Raw genomic sequence first — 17046 nt, forward strand, 5'->3', positions numbered from 1 at the left:
GATACCGAAAAGTGTTTGAGCGGTTTTCGATCGACATCATGCTCTACTTTTTTGATTCTAGAGCGGATTCGGATTTTCGGGCGACAGACCGAAATCATCTGGCTCGGTTCAAAGGAATATTTTCTTATGAAATGGTGTTGACTCTTTCTCCAAGCTCTGGAATCCATAAGAACATAACAGGAACATTATCGATCTGGAGTGAACGTCATGGCCGAGGCTGCCGTGGCGCGGGAAACGCTTTTTGCCCTGCGTGAAACCATTGCCCGACTGGAAGGCAGGCCGATCCCGGCGCTGGCAGCCTCGACGCATGAGGCTTTGGCAGACAAGCCGGTGAGAGAGGTGATGGGTATTGCGAAATCCCTGCCTACTGAGCCTAGGCTTGAGCAGTCGCTCCTTCCGATCGGCATCGATGAGCTCGATGCAGCGCTGCAAGGCGGTCTGCCGCTCGATGCGCTGACGGAAATCCGCTCGCTCGGCCTGCGCAATGCCGGGGCGGCCAGCGGCTTTGCCCTTGCGCTTGCGGCGAGACTGCATGCGCGAGCATCGGATATGGTCGCGGCCAAGTCTCCGGTCCTGTGGATCGGCGATACGGTCGCAACGATGGAGGCAGGCCTGCCCTATGCCATCGGCATCGGCGATTTCGGGCTGGAGCCTCAGGCTCTCCTACAGGCGTCGCCGCGCAAGCTCGACGATGCGCTCTGGGTGGCGGAAGCAGCCCTTGGCAGCGCTGCCTTTGCCGTCGTCATTCTGGAAGTGCGCGGCAATCCCGCCCGTTTCGGTCTGACCGAGAGCCGACGGCTGGCGCTGAGGGCCAAGGCGGCGCGACGGCCCTTGTTTCTGTTGCGACAGGGAGGCGAGGAGGAAGCAAGCAGCGCCCTCTTCCGCTTTTCCGTCGAACCCGCGCCGGCGCAGGCGCGGCCCCTGCCGGACGGATCGGTGCTTGGCGGCAGCATCGGTCACCCGGCTTTTCGTCTGACCTTGGAAAAGAGCCGAAACCCGGCGCCTCTTTCCATAACCCTGGAGTGGAATGCCCATGACCGCCGCTTTGCCCCTATCTCCGATGTTCAGTACCCCGCCTTTCCCGGCGAACACGCAACGCATTCTGGCGCTGACCTTCCCGCATCTGCCGACCGACCGGATCGCGCGCAAGCGCTGGGGTCTGTCCTGGCGTTCGACAGGCAGGCTTGAAGCGCCGCCGCTTGCCTGTGCCGGCAAGCTGAACAATGCCATGCGGCTGACCGCGCTCAATGAACGGGCTGAAATGATCGGCCTGAAGCAGGGTCAGGGCGTGGCTGAGGCAAAGGCGATCTGTCCCGATCTCGATGTCGTCGAGGAGGATCTGGCCGCGGATCGCAAGCTTTTGGAAGCGATCGCGGACTGGTGCGACCGCTATACGCCGCTGGTGGCGATCGACGGCAAGGATGGGTTGTTTCTCGATATTACCGGCTGCGCCCATCTCTTCGGTGGCGAAGAGGCGCTACTTGAGGATATCTTGATCCGGATTTCCCGGCTGGGGCTCGATGTGCGTGGTGCCATTTCCTCCGCGCCCGGCCTATCCTGGGCGGTTGCTCGTTTCGAAGAAAGCCGTGTCGTTCCTTCGGAAGCCATGGAAGAGGCCCTGGCGCCGCTGCCCGTGGCGTCTCTGAGGCTCGGCGAAGAGACCATCGCTGCGTTGCAGAAACTGGGATTGAAGCAGGTCGGCGACCTTCTGGCAGCACCGCGTGCGCCGCTTGCCCGCCGTTTCGGTGCGCAGCTAATGTTGCGGCTCGATCAGGCCGTCGGCCTCGTCGAGGAACCGATTTCGCCGCGTCGCCCGGTCGCGCAATTGTCGGCCGAGCGCCGGCTCGCCGAGCCGGTGCAGGCGGAAGAGGATATTCTTCAGCTTGCCCGCCAGCTTGCCGAAACCCTGAAGCCGGGGCTGGAGGCGCGCGGCGTCGGGGGCCGCTCCTTCGAACTCCTGCTTTTCCGGGTGGATGGGGCGGTTTTCCGCATCGCGGCCGGCGCATCGCAACCGCTGCGGGAGCCGAGCCGGATCGCTAGCCTGTTCACGGAGCGTTTTGGCGCCATTCATGACGATCTCGATGTCGGTTACGGTTTCGAAATCATCCGCCTCAATGTGCTTCAGCATGCGCCCTTCGATGCTATGCAAGGCGATTTTGTCGGAGAAGACCGCCAGGAAGGATCTCTTGCCGCCTTTGTGGATCGTGTGGCCGCCCGGCTGGGGCCGGATTGTCTGCAAGGGTTCGAGTTGCGGCAGAGCCATATCCCTGAGCGGGCCGTGCGACCGCTGCCGGCCATGGCCATCCCCGCCTCGAAGCGGCGCACAGGTGAGGAATATGCCGGTCATGGTTTCTTCCGCGGCGAACGGCCGCTGCGGCTGTTTCGTATGCCGGAGCTGGTCGAAACCATTGCTGCCGAAGTGCCCGACGGCCCTCCCCGGCAGTTCCGCTGGCGGCGGGTCATGCATCGGGTCAGCCGGGCCGAGGGGCCGGAGCGGCTTTCGGCGGAATGGTGGGTCGAGGAAAAGGAAGAGCCTGCCCGCGATTATTTCCAGGTCGAGGATGAGGAGGGGCATCGTTTCTGGCTGTTCCGCAAGGGGCTCTATGGCCGAAGCGGCACGACGCCGGATTGGTACATGCACGGGGTCTTCGCATGAACGCGCGCCCGAGCTTTCACGAACCTGTACCCTTCTTTGAGATCGGGGTGAGAACGAATTTTTCCTTTCTCGAAGGTGCCTCGCATCCGGAGGAAATCGTGACGCAGGCCGCCATCCTGAGACTTTCCGGATTTGGGATCGCCGACCGCAATTCGGTTGCAGGCGTGGTCAAGGCGTATGCGCATACCAAGCTTCTCCGGGAGAAGTACAAGGAGGGCATTGAGAAGAACCTGGAGCTTCAGGCGAAGGGCAAGCCAGAAAAGCCGCTCCTGAAGCCTGTTCCTTTCCAACCCGGCGCGCGCTTGGTCTTTTCGGATGGCACGCCCGATATTCTTGCCTATCCGGAAAACCGAAAGGGCTGGGCGCATCTCTGCCGGCTGCTGAGCGCCGGTAATCTGCGTGGCGAAAAAGGCACCTGCATCCTCAATGAAAGCGACCTCGTGGAATGGGGCGACGAGATGATGCTGGCGCTGGTTCCCGATGCTGAAAGCGTCGAGACGCAGGAGGGGCAGGAAAAGCTGGAGCAATGCCTCAAGCGGTTATGGATGCGCTTCGGCCGGAAGTTCCACATGGTCCTGTCGCCGGCCTATGACGGGCGGGATCGGATGGTCTTCGCCACGCTTTCCATCCTGGCGCAGCGCAATGGCGTGCGGCTGATTGCCAGCAATCAGCCGCTCTATCATACGACCGAGCGCAAGCCGCTTGCCGATATCGTCGTTTCGATCCGCGAGCATGTGCCGATCGCCGAGGCCGGCTTCAAGCTAGCGGCGAATGCCGAACGCTATATGAAAGACGCTGCCGAGATGGCGCGTCTGTTCCGTGATTATCCGAAGGCTATCGCCAATACGCAGAAGTTTTTTAGCCGGTTGTCTTTTTCTCTGGATGAGCTGAAACACAATTATCCCGATGAAAGCAATGATGGTGAGCCCGTTGCGGAGACGCTGAAAAGACTGACCTGGGCGGGGGCTAGATGGCGCTTTCCCGAAGGGATTCCTCCGAAGGTTTCGACGCAGATCGAACATGAACTCAAGCTCATCCGAGAGCGGCAATATGAGCCTTATTTCCTGACGGTGCATCGCATCATGGAGTTTGCCCGTAGTGCGAATATCCTGTGTCAGGGACGCGGATCGGCGGCCAATTCGACGGTCTGCTATTGCCTCCGGATTACCGAGGTCAATCCGGAAATAACAAGCTTGCTTTTTGAGCGGTTCATCTCGACGGAGCGCGAGGAGCCGCCTGATATCGATGTCGATTTCGAGCACGAGAAGCGGGAGGAGGTCATCCAGTTCATCTACAGGCATTACTACAAGGAGCATGCCGGGCTGACGGCGGCGGTCACCAGCTATCGGGCGCGCTCGGCCGGCCGCGAAGTGGCGAAAGCCTTCGGTCTGTCGGAGGACGTGCAGTCCGCTCTTGCAAGCGGCGTCTGGGGTTGGTCGACGGAGGAGCTGTCGGAACGTGAGGCAAAGATTGCCGGCCTCGATCTCAAGGACAAGACGACACGCAACGTCCTTTCCTATGCCTCGACGCTGATGGGGTTTCCGCGGCACCTGACCCAGCATGTCGGCGGCTTCGTCATCACCCGGGATCGGCTGGATGAAGTCGTGCCGATCATGCATACGGCGATGGACGATCGCTACATGATCGAGTGGAACAAGGACGATCTCGACAATCTCAACATATTGAAGATCGACGTGCTTGCGCTCGGCATGTTGACCTGTCTCGCCAAGGCCTTCGATCTGCTGTTGCTGCATTATGATGTGAAGAAGGCGCTCGCCGACCTTGGGAGCAAGGAATATCCGGATGGCAAGCCGGTTTATGACATGATCTGCCGCGCCGATACGATCGGCGTCTTTCAGATCGAAAGCCGGGCGCAGATGAGCATGCTGCCGCGTCTGCGGCCCCGCAGATTCTATGATCTGGTCATCGAGGTGGCGATCGTCCGCCCCGGTCCCATCCAGGGCAATATGGTGCATCCTTACCTCAAGCGGCGGGACGACGTTCTTCACAAGCGGCCGATCGAATATCATCGCCCGGAGTTGAAGGCTGTTCTGGAGCGAACTTTGGGGGTTCCGCTGTTTCAGGAACAGGCGATGCAGATCGCCATCACCGCAGCCGGATTTTCGCCTGCCAAGGCTGATCGGCTGCGCCGATCCATGGCAACGTTCAAGCGAACGGGCAGGGTCGACGAATTCAAAAAGGATCTGGTTTCGGGCATGGTCGCGAATGGCTATCCTCAGGACTTTGCCGAGCGCTGCTTCAGCCAGATCGAAGGCTTCGGCGAATATGGCTTTCCCGAGAGCCATGCGGCGTCCTTCGCTCTACTCGTCTATGCCTCGTCCTGGCTCAAGGCCTATTATCCTGATGTCTTCTGTGCGGCGATTCTCAATGCCCAGCCCATGGGCTTCTATGCGCCGGCGCAGCTGGTGCGCGATGCGCGCGAGCATGGCGTCGAGGTGCGGCCGGTGGATATCAATCGTTCCAGCTGGGATTGCCTGCTGGAGAAGGCACGTTTCGATCCAGGCGCAATCGAGCGGCGCCATGCGTCGATGCGCGACGATATCAAGACGCAATGTGCCGTCCGTCTCGGCTTCCGGCAAGTCAAGGGTCTGTCTGAGGAGGAGATGAACCAGCTCGTCGAGCGCCGGGGCGATGGCTATCGGTCCGTGCGCGATCTCTGGCTGCGCTCCGGGCTTGCCAAGGCGCAGATCGAGCGCCTTGCGGATGCGGATGCGTTCGGCTCCATCGGTTTGAGCCGACGTGAGGCTCTATGGGCCGTGCGGGCGCTCGATGCCGGAAGTGCCGCCGAAACGCTTCCCCTCTTCGATCTCGGCGACCATGCGGAGCTGCAGGTCGAGCCGGCGGTCGCGCTGCCGGAAATGCTGCCTGGCGAGCAGGTCATCGAGGACTATCGCTATCTGTCGCTATCCTTGAAGGCGCATCCTGTTTCCTTCCTGCGTGCCGATTTCGCCCGCCAGGGAATCGTGCAAAGCCGGGATTTGCCTGGTATCGCCAGCGGCCGCATGGTGACGATTGCCGGCCTGGTGCTGGTGCGCCAGCGGCCAGGTTCGGCCAAGGGCGTGATCTTCATGACGCTGGAGGATGAAACCGGTGTCGCCAATGCGATCGTCTGGCCGAAGAAGTTCGATAAGTACCGAGCCATCGTCATGGGGGCGCGGCTGGTCAAGATCCGAGGCCGGCTGCAGAGCGAAAGCGGCGTCATCCATGTGGTGGTCGATCATATCGAGGATATGACGCCGGCACTTGGTATTCTGCAGCGCGAGGCGCGACGGTTTGGTGTCAGCGACCGGGCGGATGAAGCCCTGCGCCCGACCATGGATCACAGGCAGAAGCGGAAGCCCGTCTTTCTGGCGCCTTCTTCCGATGGAGGGGCGGTGACGGAAGGCCGAAGCCATGGTGCCGAAACGGCGAAAGTCATGCCGCAAGGCCGCAATTTCCATTGAGCTTGCGGGCTTCGTATCGGGCAAGAGTTTCGGAACTCGGCCCGCGGACGAGATTCGAATCGTTTCTTTCTTGACAAAGAGCGTCTTCTTTAGCAGATAACAAGACAGCAAATGTCATGTTTGACGGGCTGAGCGAAGAATGCTGGTTTGCAGTTGTAATTACATCACCGACAAAGAAATCCGGGACGTCATCAACGAGTTCCTTGATCAGGACTGTTGGCAGCTCATCGTTCCCGCCAAGGTTTATCACGCGATGGAAAAGCGCGGCCGTTGCTGCGGCTGCTTCCCGAATGTCGTTGATATCATTATACAGACAACCCAGGATTATCATGCCCGCCGCCACTCGACGGAAGCGGAAATATTTGATTTCATGTCCCGCCTGAAAAAATTCCATGAAGACAACAGGAGAGCGGACATTGAAAGGCGACAAAAAGGTCATCGAGCGGCTTAACGAGGCACTCTTCCTCGAGCTTGGCGCAGTCAACCAATATTGGGTTCACTACAGACTCCTCGAAGACTGGGGCTACACCAAGCTTGCCAAGAAAGAGCGCGCAGAATCCATCGAGGAGATGCAGCACGCCGATCGCCTCGTTGCCCGCATCATCTTCCTCGAAGGTCATCCGAACCTGCAGACGCTAGCGCCGCTGCGCATCGGTCAGAACGTCAAGGAAGTGCTGGAAGCCGATCTCGCCGGCGAATACGACGCACGCACGGCCTACAAGAAATCCCGCGACATCTGTCACGATGCCGGCGACTACGTGTCCATGAAGCTGTTCGAAGAGCTTCTGGCCGATGAGGAAGGCCACATCGACTTCCTCGAAACCCAGCTCGAACTGCTCGGCAAGATCGGCGAAGCCAAATACGGCCAGCTTAATGCCGACTCCGCCGATTCCGCGGAATAAGCGACATACTGGAGCGGCTCGGTTTTTAAATCTCTGAACCGCTCCATATCTTTGTTTTCACCCAATTTCAGGAGAAGCGCGCAAGCTTTTCCTGGAATTGCTTTATGAATCGACCGTTTTGCGGCCGGCCTTGATTTTCAGTCTTCGGCTTTCAGATCGGCCAGGTGGCTGAACTCCGAAACCACCTGCTCGTAGACCGAGCGTTTGAAGGGAACGATCAGGTCGGGAAGCACCGCCATGGGCTTCCATTCCCATGCATCGAATTCCGGTTCGTGGCCGCCCGGCGGCGGATTGATGGCAATCTCCCCTTCGTCGCCGTCGAAGCGGAAGGCAAACCAGCGCTGCGTCTGGCCGCGGAATTTCCCCTTGAGGCCGATGCCGATCAGCTGCGGCGGAAGATCGTAATTGATCCAGTCCCTGGCTTCCGCGAGCAAGGTCACGGTTTTCATGCCCGTTTCTTCGTATAATTCGCGATAGGCCGCTTTCAGTGGGTCTTCGCCCTCGTCTATGCCGCCCTGTGGCATCTGCCAGAGCTGCGGCGAGCCGTCATATTCAGAATTGCCGACCGGAATGCGACGACCAGCCCAGACTAGGCCCCCTCGGTTCAGGATCATGATGCCGACACAGGGACGGTAAGGCAGGTCTTCGGCTTTCACGGTCGCATGGGGCGTGCTCATCTTTCTCTCCGGGTCAGGGGTGTTTGGAATCCTCGGCAAGCGCCGAGACCGCGACGATTTCAATACCGCGCATGGCTGCCTCTTCGCTCCATTTGCTGATGGCGTCGACGCTCTCATCGAAGGCGGAAGCGACGCCGATCGCAGAGCCGTTACGGCGGGCGATGCGCTCGAGTTCGTCGAGTTTCCTGAGGATCGCGTCCTGTTGGAGCTCTCCGTCGAGCTGGATATCGGCAAAAGCGTGCGGCACCTCAAGCGTTTTCGAAAGCATTCCGGACTTCGATTGGGCGGATGAGCCGTCGTCGAGGAACAGCAGTCCGCGCTTGCCGATGTCGCGCAGCACGGGTTCCATGGCGCCGGGATTGGCAAGGAAGCGGCCGCCGAGATAGTTCATGACGCCGGTATAATTGGTGATCTTGCCCATCGCTTTATGCAAATTTTCGATGTTCTTGGCTGATGACAGCGAGGTCAGCAGCGTATCCGGTCCGGGATTGTTGCCGGGATAGTCGAAGGGCTCGAACGGCACCTGGATGAGGATCTCGTGGCCGCCGCGCCTTGCCTCCTGCATCCAGCGCTGCAGGCTGTTGCCGCTGGCGGCAAAGGCAAGGGTGATTTCCTCCGGCAGCTTCTCGATGGCGCGCTGCGTGCCGGTCTGGCTCAGCCCAAGGCCGCTGACGACGATAGCGATGCGCGTGCCCCGCGCGCCGGACCAAGGCCGCGCATATTGATCCATCGGCCGAAGGCCGCTTGGCGAGGTGATCGGCAGCTTGCCGAAGGGCGAATCCTCCAGCAGGCTGTCATTCGGCGTCGCCGCCATGCGCGGATCCTGTCCCACCTGATTGGCGTTGATCAAGACCGGGCCGCTGCCGTCGCGATTGCTGGGGCTGAACATGGTGACGACCGAACCGTCGCCGGTCACTACGCGCGTGGTATTGGCGCCGGATTGCGGATCGACTTGGGTCAATCCGGCCTGACCGGTTTGTTCGGTGCTCCCCGGCTTGGTTTCGGCTGCAGGTGCCGGATCTTGCTTCTTTGCCGTTTCGGCCGGCTGAGTCTTTTGCAGGGGATCGCGCATCAGCGCCGAATAGAGCGAAAAGCCGGCGATCGCGATCAGACAGAAGCCGCCGAGAATGCGTCCAAAGGGGATGGAGCGCCGCTGGCGGCCGGGGCCGCGATTCTGTCCCAACGGTGCATGCAAATCCGTTCCCAAGCTTCAATCCACCCCAAGCGGAAAACTCTATTGGCCTCGAGCATATCGCTCACGGCGAAGCGGAAAAATGCCCGCGGCACTCGAAGTGCTAAAACATGAACAAGACTGTTCTGAGCGACGTCGGATTCAGAGGCTGACCGAGAAGAGCGGAACGATACCCCTCGCCCCGCTCCCTCATCATGAAAGCGCCGGGTCTGTTTCCAGCCCGGCGCCAATCCTTACTTGGAGGAAACCGCCTTTTCGGGGTTCGGCGGGAAGGCCGGATCCGTCTTCGCGCCACGCAGCAGGTCGAGCGCGTAGTTGAGCTGGATATCGTCCTTCGGATCCGGCGGCACATAGGCCGAAGAGCCGGAGCCCTTGTCGGTCTCGCTCTGGCCCTTGATGTGGCCCGGCAGGCTGGATTCGCCTTCCGTCGTCAGCTTGCCCTTCAGATCGTCGGGAAGCGGCTGGTCGACCTTGATGTCAGGCGTGATGCCGGTGCCCTGGATCGAGCGACCCGACGGCGTGTAGTAGAGCGCCGTCGTCAGGCGCAGCGCGCCATTGCCGTCGCCGAGCGGGATGATCGTCTGGACGGAGCCCTTGCCGAACGACTGTGTGCCGAGCACGGTGGCGCGACGCAGATCCTGCAAGGCGCCTGCGACGATTTCCGAAGCGGAGGCCGAGCCGCCGTTGGTGAGCACGATGATCGGTTTGCCGTCGGTCAGGTCGCCTGGGGTGGCGTTGAAGCGGCGGGTTTCGTCCGGGTTGCGGCCGCGGGTCGAAACGATCTCGCCGCGCTCGAGCACGTCGTCGGCAACGTTGATTGCCTGATCGAGCAGGCCGCCCGGGTTGAGGCGCAGGTCGAGGACGTAGCCCTTCAGCTTGTCGGCCGGGATATCCTTCTTGATCTTGGCGATCGCGGCTTCGAGGTCCGGGGTGGTCTTTTCGGTGAAGGAGATGATGCGAATATAGCCGACATCGCCGCCTTCCTCGCGCGACTTGACGGCGGCGACGGCAATCACGTCACGGATGACCGTGAGCTCGATCGGCTTGTCGGCGCCCTTACGCAGCAGCGTCAGCTTGATCGGCGTCTTGACCGGGCCGCGCATCTTTTCGACGGCGTCTTCCAGCTTCAGGCCGCGGACGGACTGGCCGTCGATGGCGGTGATATAGTCACCGGCAAGGACGCCGGCCTTGGCGGCAGGCGTATCGTCGATCGGGGTGATGACCTTGACGAGGTCATTGTCCATCGTCACTTCGATGCCGAGACCGCCGAATTCACCCTTGGTCTGGGTGCGCATGTCTTCCGCATCCTTGGCGTTCATGTAGCTCGAATGCGGGTCCAGCGAAGACAGCATGCCGTTGATCGCGGCTTCGACGAGCTTGTCTTCTTGGGGAGGAGTCACATACTGCGCGCGGACGCGCTCAAAGACGTCGCCGAAAATCGACAACTCCTTGTAAGTGGAAGTGCCAGCGGCTTCCGCCGGCGCTACCGCCGAGTAGATAACGCCCATCGCGGTCGCACCCATCAATGCGCCGACGAGAACAAGAGAAGCCCTACGTATCATTGCGTGCCTTTCCAGTGTCTTTGGAGGTCCACCAGGGCCGAGAATCGACTGGTTTTCCATCTTTTCGGAATTCAATGTAAAGCGTTGGCCGATCCGTTTCCAGCGCCAATGCGGTCGCGCTCGCGACTCTTTTTTGGCCCATGGTCGCAAGCGGTTCGCCAGCGAAGACGAATCTGCCCGGGCGCGTCTTGATCGCGTCCATGCCGGACAGCACCATGTGATAGCCGTCGCCCGTATCCAGGATGATCATCTGTCCGTAGCTGCGAAACGCGCCGGCATAGACGACCGTGCCGTCGGCGGGAGCCGTGACGAGTGCTTCCGGGCCGGTCGCAACGGTCAGTCCCATCGCGGTGTGGCCGGTGCCATCGTCGTCGCCGAATTGGCGGAGAATATCGCCCGCCACGGGCAACTCCAACTTTTTCTTCAGGTCTGAGAAGGGATATGCGGGCGTAATGCGGTTTTTATCGGGCACGCCGTTCTCGGCAAGGGCCTTCGCCTGCTCGCGCTGCTGTTCGCTCATCTGCGCCCGGCGCGCCTCTTCCGCGCGGGCAGCAGCGGCAGCGTCGCGTACGGAGCCGATCTGGCTTTCCAGCGAGGCGACGAGCCCTTCCAGGCTGGTTGCCTGGCCCGCCAGCTCTTCCGCGCGCTTGCGCTCCGCATCGAGCTGGGCCGTATTTTCCTTGCTGTGCTTGTCGTTCTCCGCAATCAGCAGATCCATGCGCCGTTCCTCCTCCAGACTATTGGTCACGGTGGCGGTGAAGCTGGCCTTTTCGGCGGCAGTGTCGGCCTGCAACTTGCTGAGATCGGTCAGATCGGCGATGAGCTTGTCCGTCTCCTTGCGCATTCCGGGCACGACGGCGCCCAGAAGAATGGCGCTGCGCACCGAGCCAAGCGCATCGTCCGGCGTCACCAGCAATGCCGGCGGCGGATTGCGACCCATGCGCTCCAGCGCGCCCAGCACTTCGGCCAGCAGCGCGCGACGCTCGTGCAGGGAAGCGCGGATCTTATCCTCCTTGACGGCAAGATTCGTCAGCGTCTTCTCGCTCTGCTGGATCTTGCGGTCCAGCTCTTTGCGGCGGGCGGCGCTGTCGATCAGCGCCTGGCGCAGGCTGGCAGTGCTCTTGTCGAGGGAGGCGATGCTATCTTCCAGTTCCTTCGTCTTGCCGGACGAAAGACCGATCGTCTTAGAAAGCGCATCGAGCTGCGCGCGGGTTTCGTCGCGCTTACGGGCAAGGTCCGCCGCCGGGTCAGGGGCCTCCTGCGCGGACGGCGGTGTAGAAGAGCGATCGTCGGGTGCTTGCGCAGCGACGGCATCGGCTTCCTGGGCGAGGGCGACGTTCTCCTGGGAGAAAGGGCCTGTCATATAGACGCCCATGCCCAGAGTTGCCGCCAAAGCTGGCAGCACGATACGCGAAAGCATGGGCGGGGCTTTTCTCATCCAGTCGGTTCGGCCTGGTCCCTCAGATCACGCGAAAATAAGCTGATTTGCCGCGATCATCCAGGAAGCATCGTCATTTTCAGGGCGGGAATCAAAACACGCCTGTGTGAGCGTTTCGTTAACGCAAAAACGGCGAAAGCCAAACTGTTTTCAAAACGGATGGAGCAATCACACCCGGTGGTAGGGGTGCCCGGAGAGGATTGTCACGGCGCGGTAGAGCTGTTCGGCAATCAGGATGCGCACGAGCTGGTGTGGCCAGGTCAGCTTGCCCAGGCAAATGGTCAGGTCGGCCTTGTCGTAGAGGGCAGGGTCCAGGCCGTCGGCGCCGCCAATGGCGATGGTCAAGTCGCGCTTGCCTTGATCGCGGTATGTCCCGAGCATGGCGGCGAAGGCTTCGCTGTCGAGCGCCTTGCCGCGTTCGTCGAGAAGGATGAGGACGCCGCCTTCGGGATGCGCCTTCTGCAGCAGGCCCGCCTCTTCGCGCTTGCGGGTCTCGCTATTGGAGGCGCGGCTTTCTGCAACCTCGGTCATGCGCGCCATTTCCAGGCCGATGGCCGGCCCGGCCTTGGCGAAACGGTCGAGATAGCGAGCCGCAAGATCCTTTTCCGGGCCGGCTTTCAGCCGTCCCACCGCAAAAAGACCTATTCGCATTCCCGCTCCCACGCACATCCGCCGTCATGGCGGCACAAAACGAAACTCTTGCCGGAGGCTCATCTCCGGCGATGTAAGGCTGAGTACCGGGCCGAGAAAGCGTTCCTGGCGTCGGTTAGTGCAGCGTGCCTTCGTCGAGATCGGGTGCTGCCCACATCTTTTCGATGTTGTAGAACTCGCGGATCTCGGGTCTGAAGACATGAACGATGATGTCGCCGGTGTCGATCAACACCCAGTCGCCGCCATCGAGACCCTCGACGCGGGCATTGCCGAAGCCCTCGTCCTTGAGATCGGTCATGAGATGGTCGGCAATCGCCAGGACATGGCGGCTCGATCGGCCGGAGACAACGACCATGTAGTCTCCAAGCGCAGACTTGCCAGCAATGTCGATGGTGACGATATTTTCGGCCTTGGAGTCCTCGAGGCTTGCGAGGACGGCTTGCAGGGCGCGGGCAGCGGCATCGGCGCCACGTTCCGAGCTCTTCGGGATAACGACAGGCGTTCTCCCCTTGGCGTGTACTGTTGTCAGTGCTCTTCCTTCCTTGAGTAACAGAACATGCACGTGAGTGATCTGAGTCGATCACGTTATAAAGATAGGCATCAAAGCATTAAGGTTTCAAGACGCAGGCCGGCAACTTCGGCCATTCAGGACAAGGATTTGTGTCTGAATAGTGCGCTTTCGCACCAGATATGGGCGAATATTCGTGCCGAAGACGAAAATCAGCCTTCCTGGCGCACTCCATCGACGAGAATAAGGTTGCGGCTGAGGGCCTGATCGCGGACCTCGAGAGCATGCGCATATTCGGGCGAGCGATACCAGGCTCTCGCTCGTTCCACATCCGGAAATTCCACGATCACGATCGCATTTGGCGACCAATCGCCCTCCAGTTGTTCGATCGGGCCGCCACGGACCAGATAGTGGCCGCCATAAAGGCCTATGGAGGCGGCCGCGCGGGTCCTGTAGGTCTGGAAGGCTTCGCTATCCCTGATGGTGACATCGGAAATGATATAGACTGGCATCGGTTTCCTCCTCTCAAACCTCAAGGCTGGTGCGGTCCGTGCTCGCGCGCCAATGCGTTTTCTCTTGAAGATCAGATAGGCCGGTTCAACCGCTTGTCCATTTCCGTCGGCATGTACAGCCGGACGAAGGCCACGTATAGATTATGCAGATATCAATTGCTTACAGACACCATGACAGATGCTCCGCAGCCACCGTTGAAGCCCATTCTCCGCATCAGCTTTTCGGGGCAGGATCGGCTCGGGCGCGGCAAGATGGAGCTTCTCGAGCATATTCAGGAGACCGGCTCGATCTCGGCCGCCGGCCGTGCCATGGATATGTCCTACCGCCGGGCATGGCTGCTCATCAGCGAACTCAATCACATGTTTCGCGAACCGGTCGTGGAATCGCAGCGCGGTGGTCAAAAGGGTGGCGGCGCTGCCCTGACGCCATTCGGCGAGGAGTTGTTGAGGCGCTTTCGCGGTATGGAAACGACGCTGCGAGCAGCAATAGCCGATGACCTGAACTGGCTCGAAGCCAATCGGAGCTCGGCGGACGCTTCTGCGAAGAAATCCTGACTAATGTTCGAGCGCCACGGTCTTGATGACCGCATGGATCGGCAGCCCGATGCGCAGCCCCAGTCTTTCGGCTGAGAATTGCGTGATGCGGGCAGTGACGATGTCGCCGCCGCAATCGACCTTGATCTCAGTCGCCCCGTCAGCCGCCGTGCCGATTCCCAGCACTTTGCCATCGAGAATATTCAAGGCGCTCAGGCCTTCTGGTCGCGTCGTCGCCAGCATGACGTCACGGGCGGGAATGTGGACGCGCACGGTCTTGCCGACAGCCGCCGCCTGGCCCGGCACAAAGAGCTTTGCCGTCTTCAGAGCAACGACTGTCAGATGATGGCGATCGTCGATCGCCTCGACGCGGCCTTCCAGCAGCACACCGGCTTCGCGGCGATCCGCCGCCAGCGGGCCGGACAGCCGGCTGAAGATGTCGACGGCAACGCCGATCGTCTCGACCTTGCCGTCGCGCATGACGACGACGCGGTTGGCAAGCCGCGCCACTTCGGCGATGGAGTGGCTGACGTAGATGATCGGGATCTTCGTCTCGTCGCGCAGCCGTTCGAGATAGGGAAGGATTTCCGCTTTGCGGGCTTCATCGAGCGCCGCAAGCGGCTCGTCCATCAGCAGGAGCCGCGGCGAAGAGAGCAGGGCGCGGCCGATCGCGACGCGCTGTTTCTCGCCGCCGGAAAGTTTGGCCGGCCTGCGGTCGAGCAAAGCGCCGATGCCGAGAAGATCGACGACCCCGTCAAAGCTTTCTCCGCGCTCGCTCTTGGGTGCGAACCAGCGGCCGTAATTGAGGTTCTGCCGCACGGATAGATGCGGGAACAGGCGCGCCTCCTGAAAGACATAGCCGAAGCGGCGGCGATGATGCGGCACGAAGATCTGCCTGTCGCTATCGGCAAGCACGGTATCGTCAAAGCTGACATGGCCGTGATCAGGGCGCGTCAGGCCGGCAATGATGCGAACGATCGACGTCTTGCCCGAGCCGGAGCGGCCGAAAAGAGCTGTCACGCCGCCATCGGAGGTGAATGTAGCCTCCAGCGAAAAGGTGCCGAGGCGGTGGCGGATATCGACCGAGAGCGTCATTCGAAATCCACCCTGCGGCCGGCGAGATAGGCAAGGAATTCCGAGGCAAGCAGCGCCGCCATGGAAATCACAATGGCGACGATGGTGAGGCGCATGGCGCCGGCATCGCCGCCTGGAACCTGCGTGAAGGTGTAGATCGCCGAAGACAGCGTTTGTGTCTCGCCGGGAATATTGGAGACGAAGGTGATGGTGGCGCCAAATTCACCCATGGCCTTGGCGAAGGAGAGGATCATGCCGGCGATGACGCCGGGCAGGATCAGTGGCAGCGTCACGGTCACAAAGGTCCAGATGGGGCTGGCGCCCAATGTGCCGGCGGCTTCCTCCAGTTTGCGGTCGACGGCCTCGACCGACAGGCGGATGCTTCGGACCATCAGTGGAAAGCCCATGACGCTGCAGGCAAGTGCGGCACCCGTCCAGCGAAAGGAGAAGACGAGGCCGAAATATTGCTCGAGCAAAGATCCGATCGGCCCTTTGCGGCCGAAGAGAATGAGAAGGATGAAGCCCGTGACGACGGGCGGCAGGATCAGCGGCAGGTGAATGAGGCCATTGAGGATCGACTTGCCCCAAAAGCGGCCACGGGCAAGCAGAAGTGCTGCGCCGATGCCGAAGGGCAGGCTGACCAGCATGGCGACGATGGAAACGCGCAGGCTCAGCTCTATGGCCGTCCATTCGTCGCTGCTCAAACCCAATGTGTCCAAATCCCGCCCCTTAAACATCTCAGGCCCGCCACGGCCGGCGAGCCTGATGATTGAACCTTCCTTGCCCAATCAGCGGCAATGATGCTCATGGCTTCAGGATGGTGAAGCCCTCATGCTCGAAGAAGGGAACAGCCTTAGCCGATTTCAGAAAATCGAAATAGGCTTGTACATCCGGGTTCTTGCTGCCGCTGGTGATGGCGATCGGGTAGACGATCGGGGGATGGCTGTCGGCGGGGAAGGTGCCGACGACGGCAACGCCTGGATCGGCGGAGACATCGGTCTGATAGACGATGCCATAGGGCGCTTCGCCGCGCGAAACCAAGGCAAGGGCCGCGCGCACGCTTTCGGCGCCAGCGACCTTCTTTTCGATCGACGACCAGACGCCGAGCTTTTCCAGCGCCGTCTTGCCGTATTTGCCCGCCGGAACCGATTCCGGCTGGCCCATCGCCAGACGGCCGTCGCCAAGCAGGCTAGCCAGATCGAAGCCCTGCTTGATCTCGACCGGCTTCGCCTTATCCTTGGCGGCGACGAGAACGAGCTTGTTACCCAGCAGGTTGACGCGGCTGTCGTCTTTGATCAGCTTCTCGCCAGCGACATAATCCATCCAGTTGGTGTCGGCGGAGATGAAAACATCGGCCGGCGCGCTGTTTTCAAGCTGTTTTGCAAGCGGACCGCTCGCAGCATAGGAGACGGTAACCTCTTTGCCGGTTTCCTTGGTGAAGGCGGCATCGGCGTTGTCGAGCGCGTTCTTCATGCTGGCGGCGGCAAAGACGACGATTTTGTCGGCGGCGAACACCGGTGTTGGAATGACCAAAAGGCCGAGCCATGCAACTGATGCTGCGGCGGTTGCAAGCTTGATCCATTGGCGTCGGCTGGTGGTCATTTCAATTCTCCCCGAAGATGTCGACATATTTCGAGAGATATAACGATGGAGGAAGCTTGGCTAGGGATGTGTTCGCAAAAATATATCGCCATAAGGTCGCGTAACCCTACGAATTCTATGGATTTTCCGTGGCGCAGAGCATGTGAACAGCTTTGGGCATTACAAAAATGCATGACTGACTTTGCCCAGTGGATTGGCGAACGCTCACGAAACGAGACATAACGTTACGAACCGTGGGGTCTCGCGTCATTCTTTCGCCGAATTAAGTCCGGAG

At 60.7% G+C, this 17046-nt stretch carries 15 protein-coding genes and 1 pseudogene; 6 read left to right on the top strand and 10 right to left on the bottom strand.

Translation table 11 applies throughout. From position 1 onward, the window contains the following. Window positions 1-207: 207 nt before the first annotated feature. From AC13QE_RS25955 to bfr, 5 genes are all read left to right on the top strand, one after another. Entirely contained in the window at window positions 208-1188 is a 981-nt protein-coding gene (locus AC13QE_RS25955; protein ID WP_488485856.1) for an ImuA family protein, read from the top strand. Window positions 1189-1228: 40 nt separating this feature from the next. Beyond that, complete coding sequence (locus tag AC13QE_RS25960; RefSeq protein WP_488485892.1) at window positions 1229-2656, top strand: Y-family DNA polymerase; 1428 nt, start codon at window positions 1229-1231, stop codon at window positions 2654-2656. Further along, window positions 2653-6120 (top strand): error-prone DNA polymerase, encoded by a 3468-nt coding sequence (locus AC13QE_RS25965; RefSeq protein ID WP_488485857.1) that lies wholly within the window; start codon window positions 2653-2655, stop codon window positions 6118-6120. Before AC13QE_RS25960 ends, AC13QE_RS25965 begins: the two co-directional genes overlap by 4 nt. Before the next feature lie 139 nt (window positions 6121-6259). Beyond that, the gene (locus tag AC13QE_RS25970) at window positions 6260-6571 is read left to right on the top strand and encodes a (2Fe-2S)-binding protein (RefSeq protein WP_246699069.1); all 312 of its coding nucleotides are present in this window, start codon (window positions 6260-6262) and stop codon (window positions 6569-6571) included. After that, window positions 6537-7022 carry a bacterioferritin gene (gene bfr / locus AC13QE_RS25975; protein WP_069611399.1) on the top strand — a complete coding sequence of 162 codons (486 nt, stop codon included), beginning with the start codon at window positions 6537-6539 and terminating at the stop codon, window positions 7020-7022. Before AC13QE_RS25970 ends, bfr begins: the two co-directional genes overlap by 35 nt. Before the next feature lie 137 nt (window positions 7023-7159). Here the strand turns inward: bfr and AC13QE_RS25980 are convergent, their stop codons facing one another. The 7 genes and pseudogenes from AC13QE_RS25980 to AC13QE_RS26010 form a co-directional block, all read right to left on the bottom strand. Further along, window positions 7160-7699 carry an RNA pyrophosphohydrolase gene (locus AC13QE_RS25980; RefSeq protein WP_488485858.1) on the bottom strand — a complete coding sequence of 180 codons (540 nt, stop codon included), beginning with the start codon at window positions 7697-7699 and terminating at the stop codon, window positions 7160-7162. Window positions 7700-7712: 13 nt separating this feature from the next. Next, a complete protein-coding gene (locus tag AC13QE_RS25985; RefSeq protein ID WP_488485859.1) occupies window positions 7713-8906 on the bottom strand; it encodes a divergent polysaccharide deacetylase family protein in 1194 nt (397 codons plus the stop codon). A 218-nt stretch (window positions 8907-9124) separates the two neighbouring features. Next, window positions 9125-10453: a S41 family peptidase gene (locus tag AC13QE_RS25990; RefSeq protein ID WP_015341735.1), complete on the bottom strand. Its 1329-nt coding sequence runs from the start codon at window positions 10451-10453 to the stop codon at window positions 9125-9127. Beyond that, complete coding sequence (locus AC13QE_RS25995) at window positions 10443-11873, bottom strand: murein hydrolase activator EnvC family protein (protein ID WP_488485860.1); 1431 nt, start codon at window positions 11871-11873, stop codon at window positions 10443-10445. Before AC13QE_RS25995 ends, AC13QE_RS25990 begins: the two co-directional genes overlap by 11 nt. A 186-nt stretch (window positions 11874-12059) precedes the next feature. Beyond that, the gene (gene rlmH, locus AC13QE_RS26000; protein ID WP_132719712.1) at window positions 12060-12542 is read right to left on the bottom strand and encodes a 23S rRNA (pseudouridine(1915)-N(3))-methyltransferase RlmH; all 483 of its coding nucleotides are present in this window, start codon (window positions 12540-12542) and stop codon (window positions 12060-12062) included. Window positions 12543-12657: 115 nt separating this feature from the next. Then, window positions 12658-13100: pseudogene (gene rsfS / locus AC13QE_RS26005) on the bottom strand (ribosome silencing factor). A gap of 162 nt (window positions 13101-13262) precedes the next feature. Next, a complete protein-coding gene (locus AC13QE_RS26010) occupies window positions 13263-13562 on the bottom strand; it encodes a DUF1330 domain-containing protein (RefSeq protein ID WP_488485861.1) in 300 nt (99 codons plus the stop codon). Between the two features lie 171 nt (window positions 13563-13733). On the opposite strand from AC13QE_RS26010, the gene AC13QE_RS26015 reads away from it, so the two are divergent. Further along, window positions 13734-14117 (top strand): winged helix-turn-helix domain-containing protein, encoded by a 384-nt coding sequence (locus tag AC13QE_RS26015; protein ID WP_488485862.1) that lies wholly within the window; start codon window positions 13734-13736, stop codon window positions 14115-14117. Here AC13QE_RS26015 and modC read toward each other — a convergent pair whose 3' ends face one another. From modC to modA, 3 genes are all read right to left on the bottom strand, one after another. Next, window positions 14118-15191, bottom strand: a complete 1074-nt coding sequence (gene modC / locus AC13QE_RS26020) for a molybdenum ABC transporter ATP-binding protein (protein WP_488485863.1) — start codon at window positions 15189-15191, stop codon at window positions 14118-14120. After that, window positions 15188-15889: a molybdate ABC transporter permease subunit gene (gene modB / locus AC13QE_RS26025; protein WP_488485864.1), complete on the bottom strand. Its 702-nt coding sequence runs from the start codon at window positions 15887-15889 to the stop codon at window positions 15188-15190. Before modB ends, modC begins: the two co-directional genes overlap by 4 nt. Window positions 15890-15974: 85 nt before the next feature. Beyond that, window positions 15975-16772: a molybdate ABC transporter substrate-binding protein gene (modA, locus tag AC13QE_RS26030; protein ID WP_488485865.1), complete on the bottom strand. Its 798-nt coding sequence runs from the start codon at window positions 16770-16772 to the stop codon at window positions 15975-15977. Window positions 16773-17046: the final 274 nt, after the last annotated feature.

It is taken from the genome of Martinezella sp. CNPSo 3957 (genome assembly GCF_057784395.1).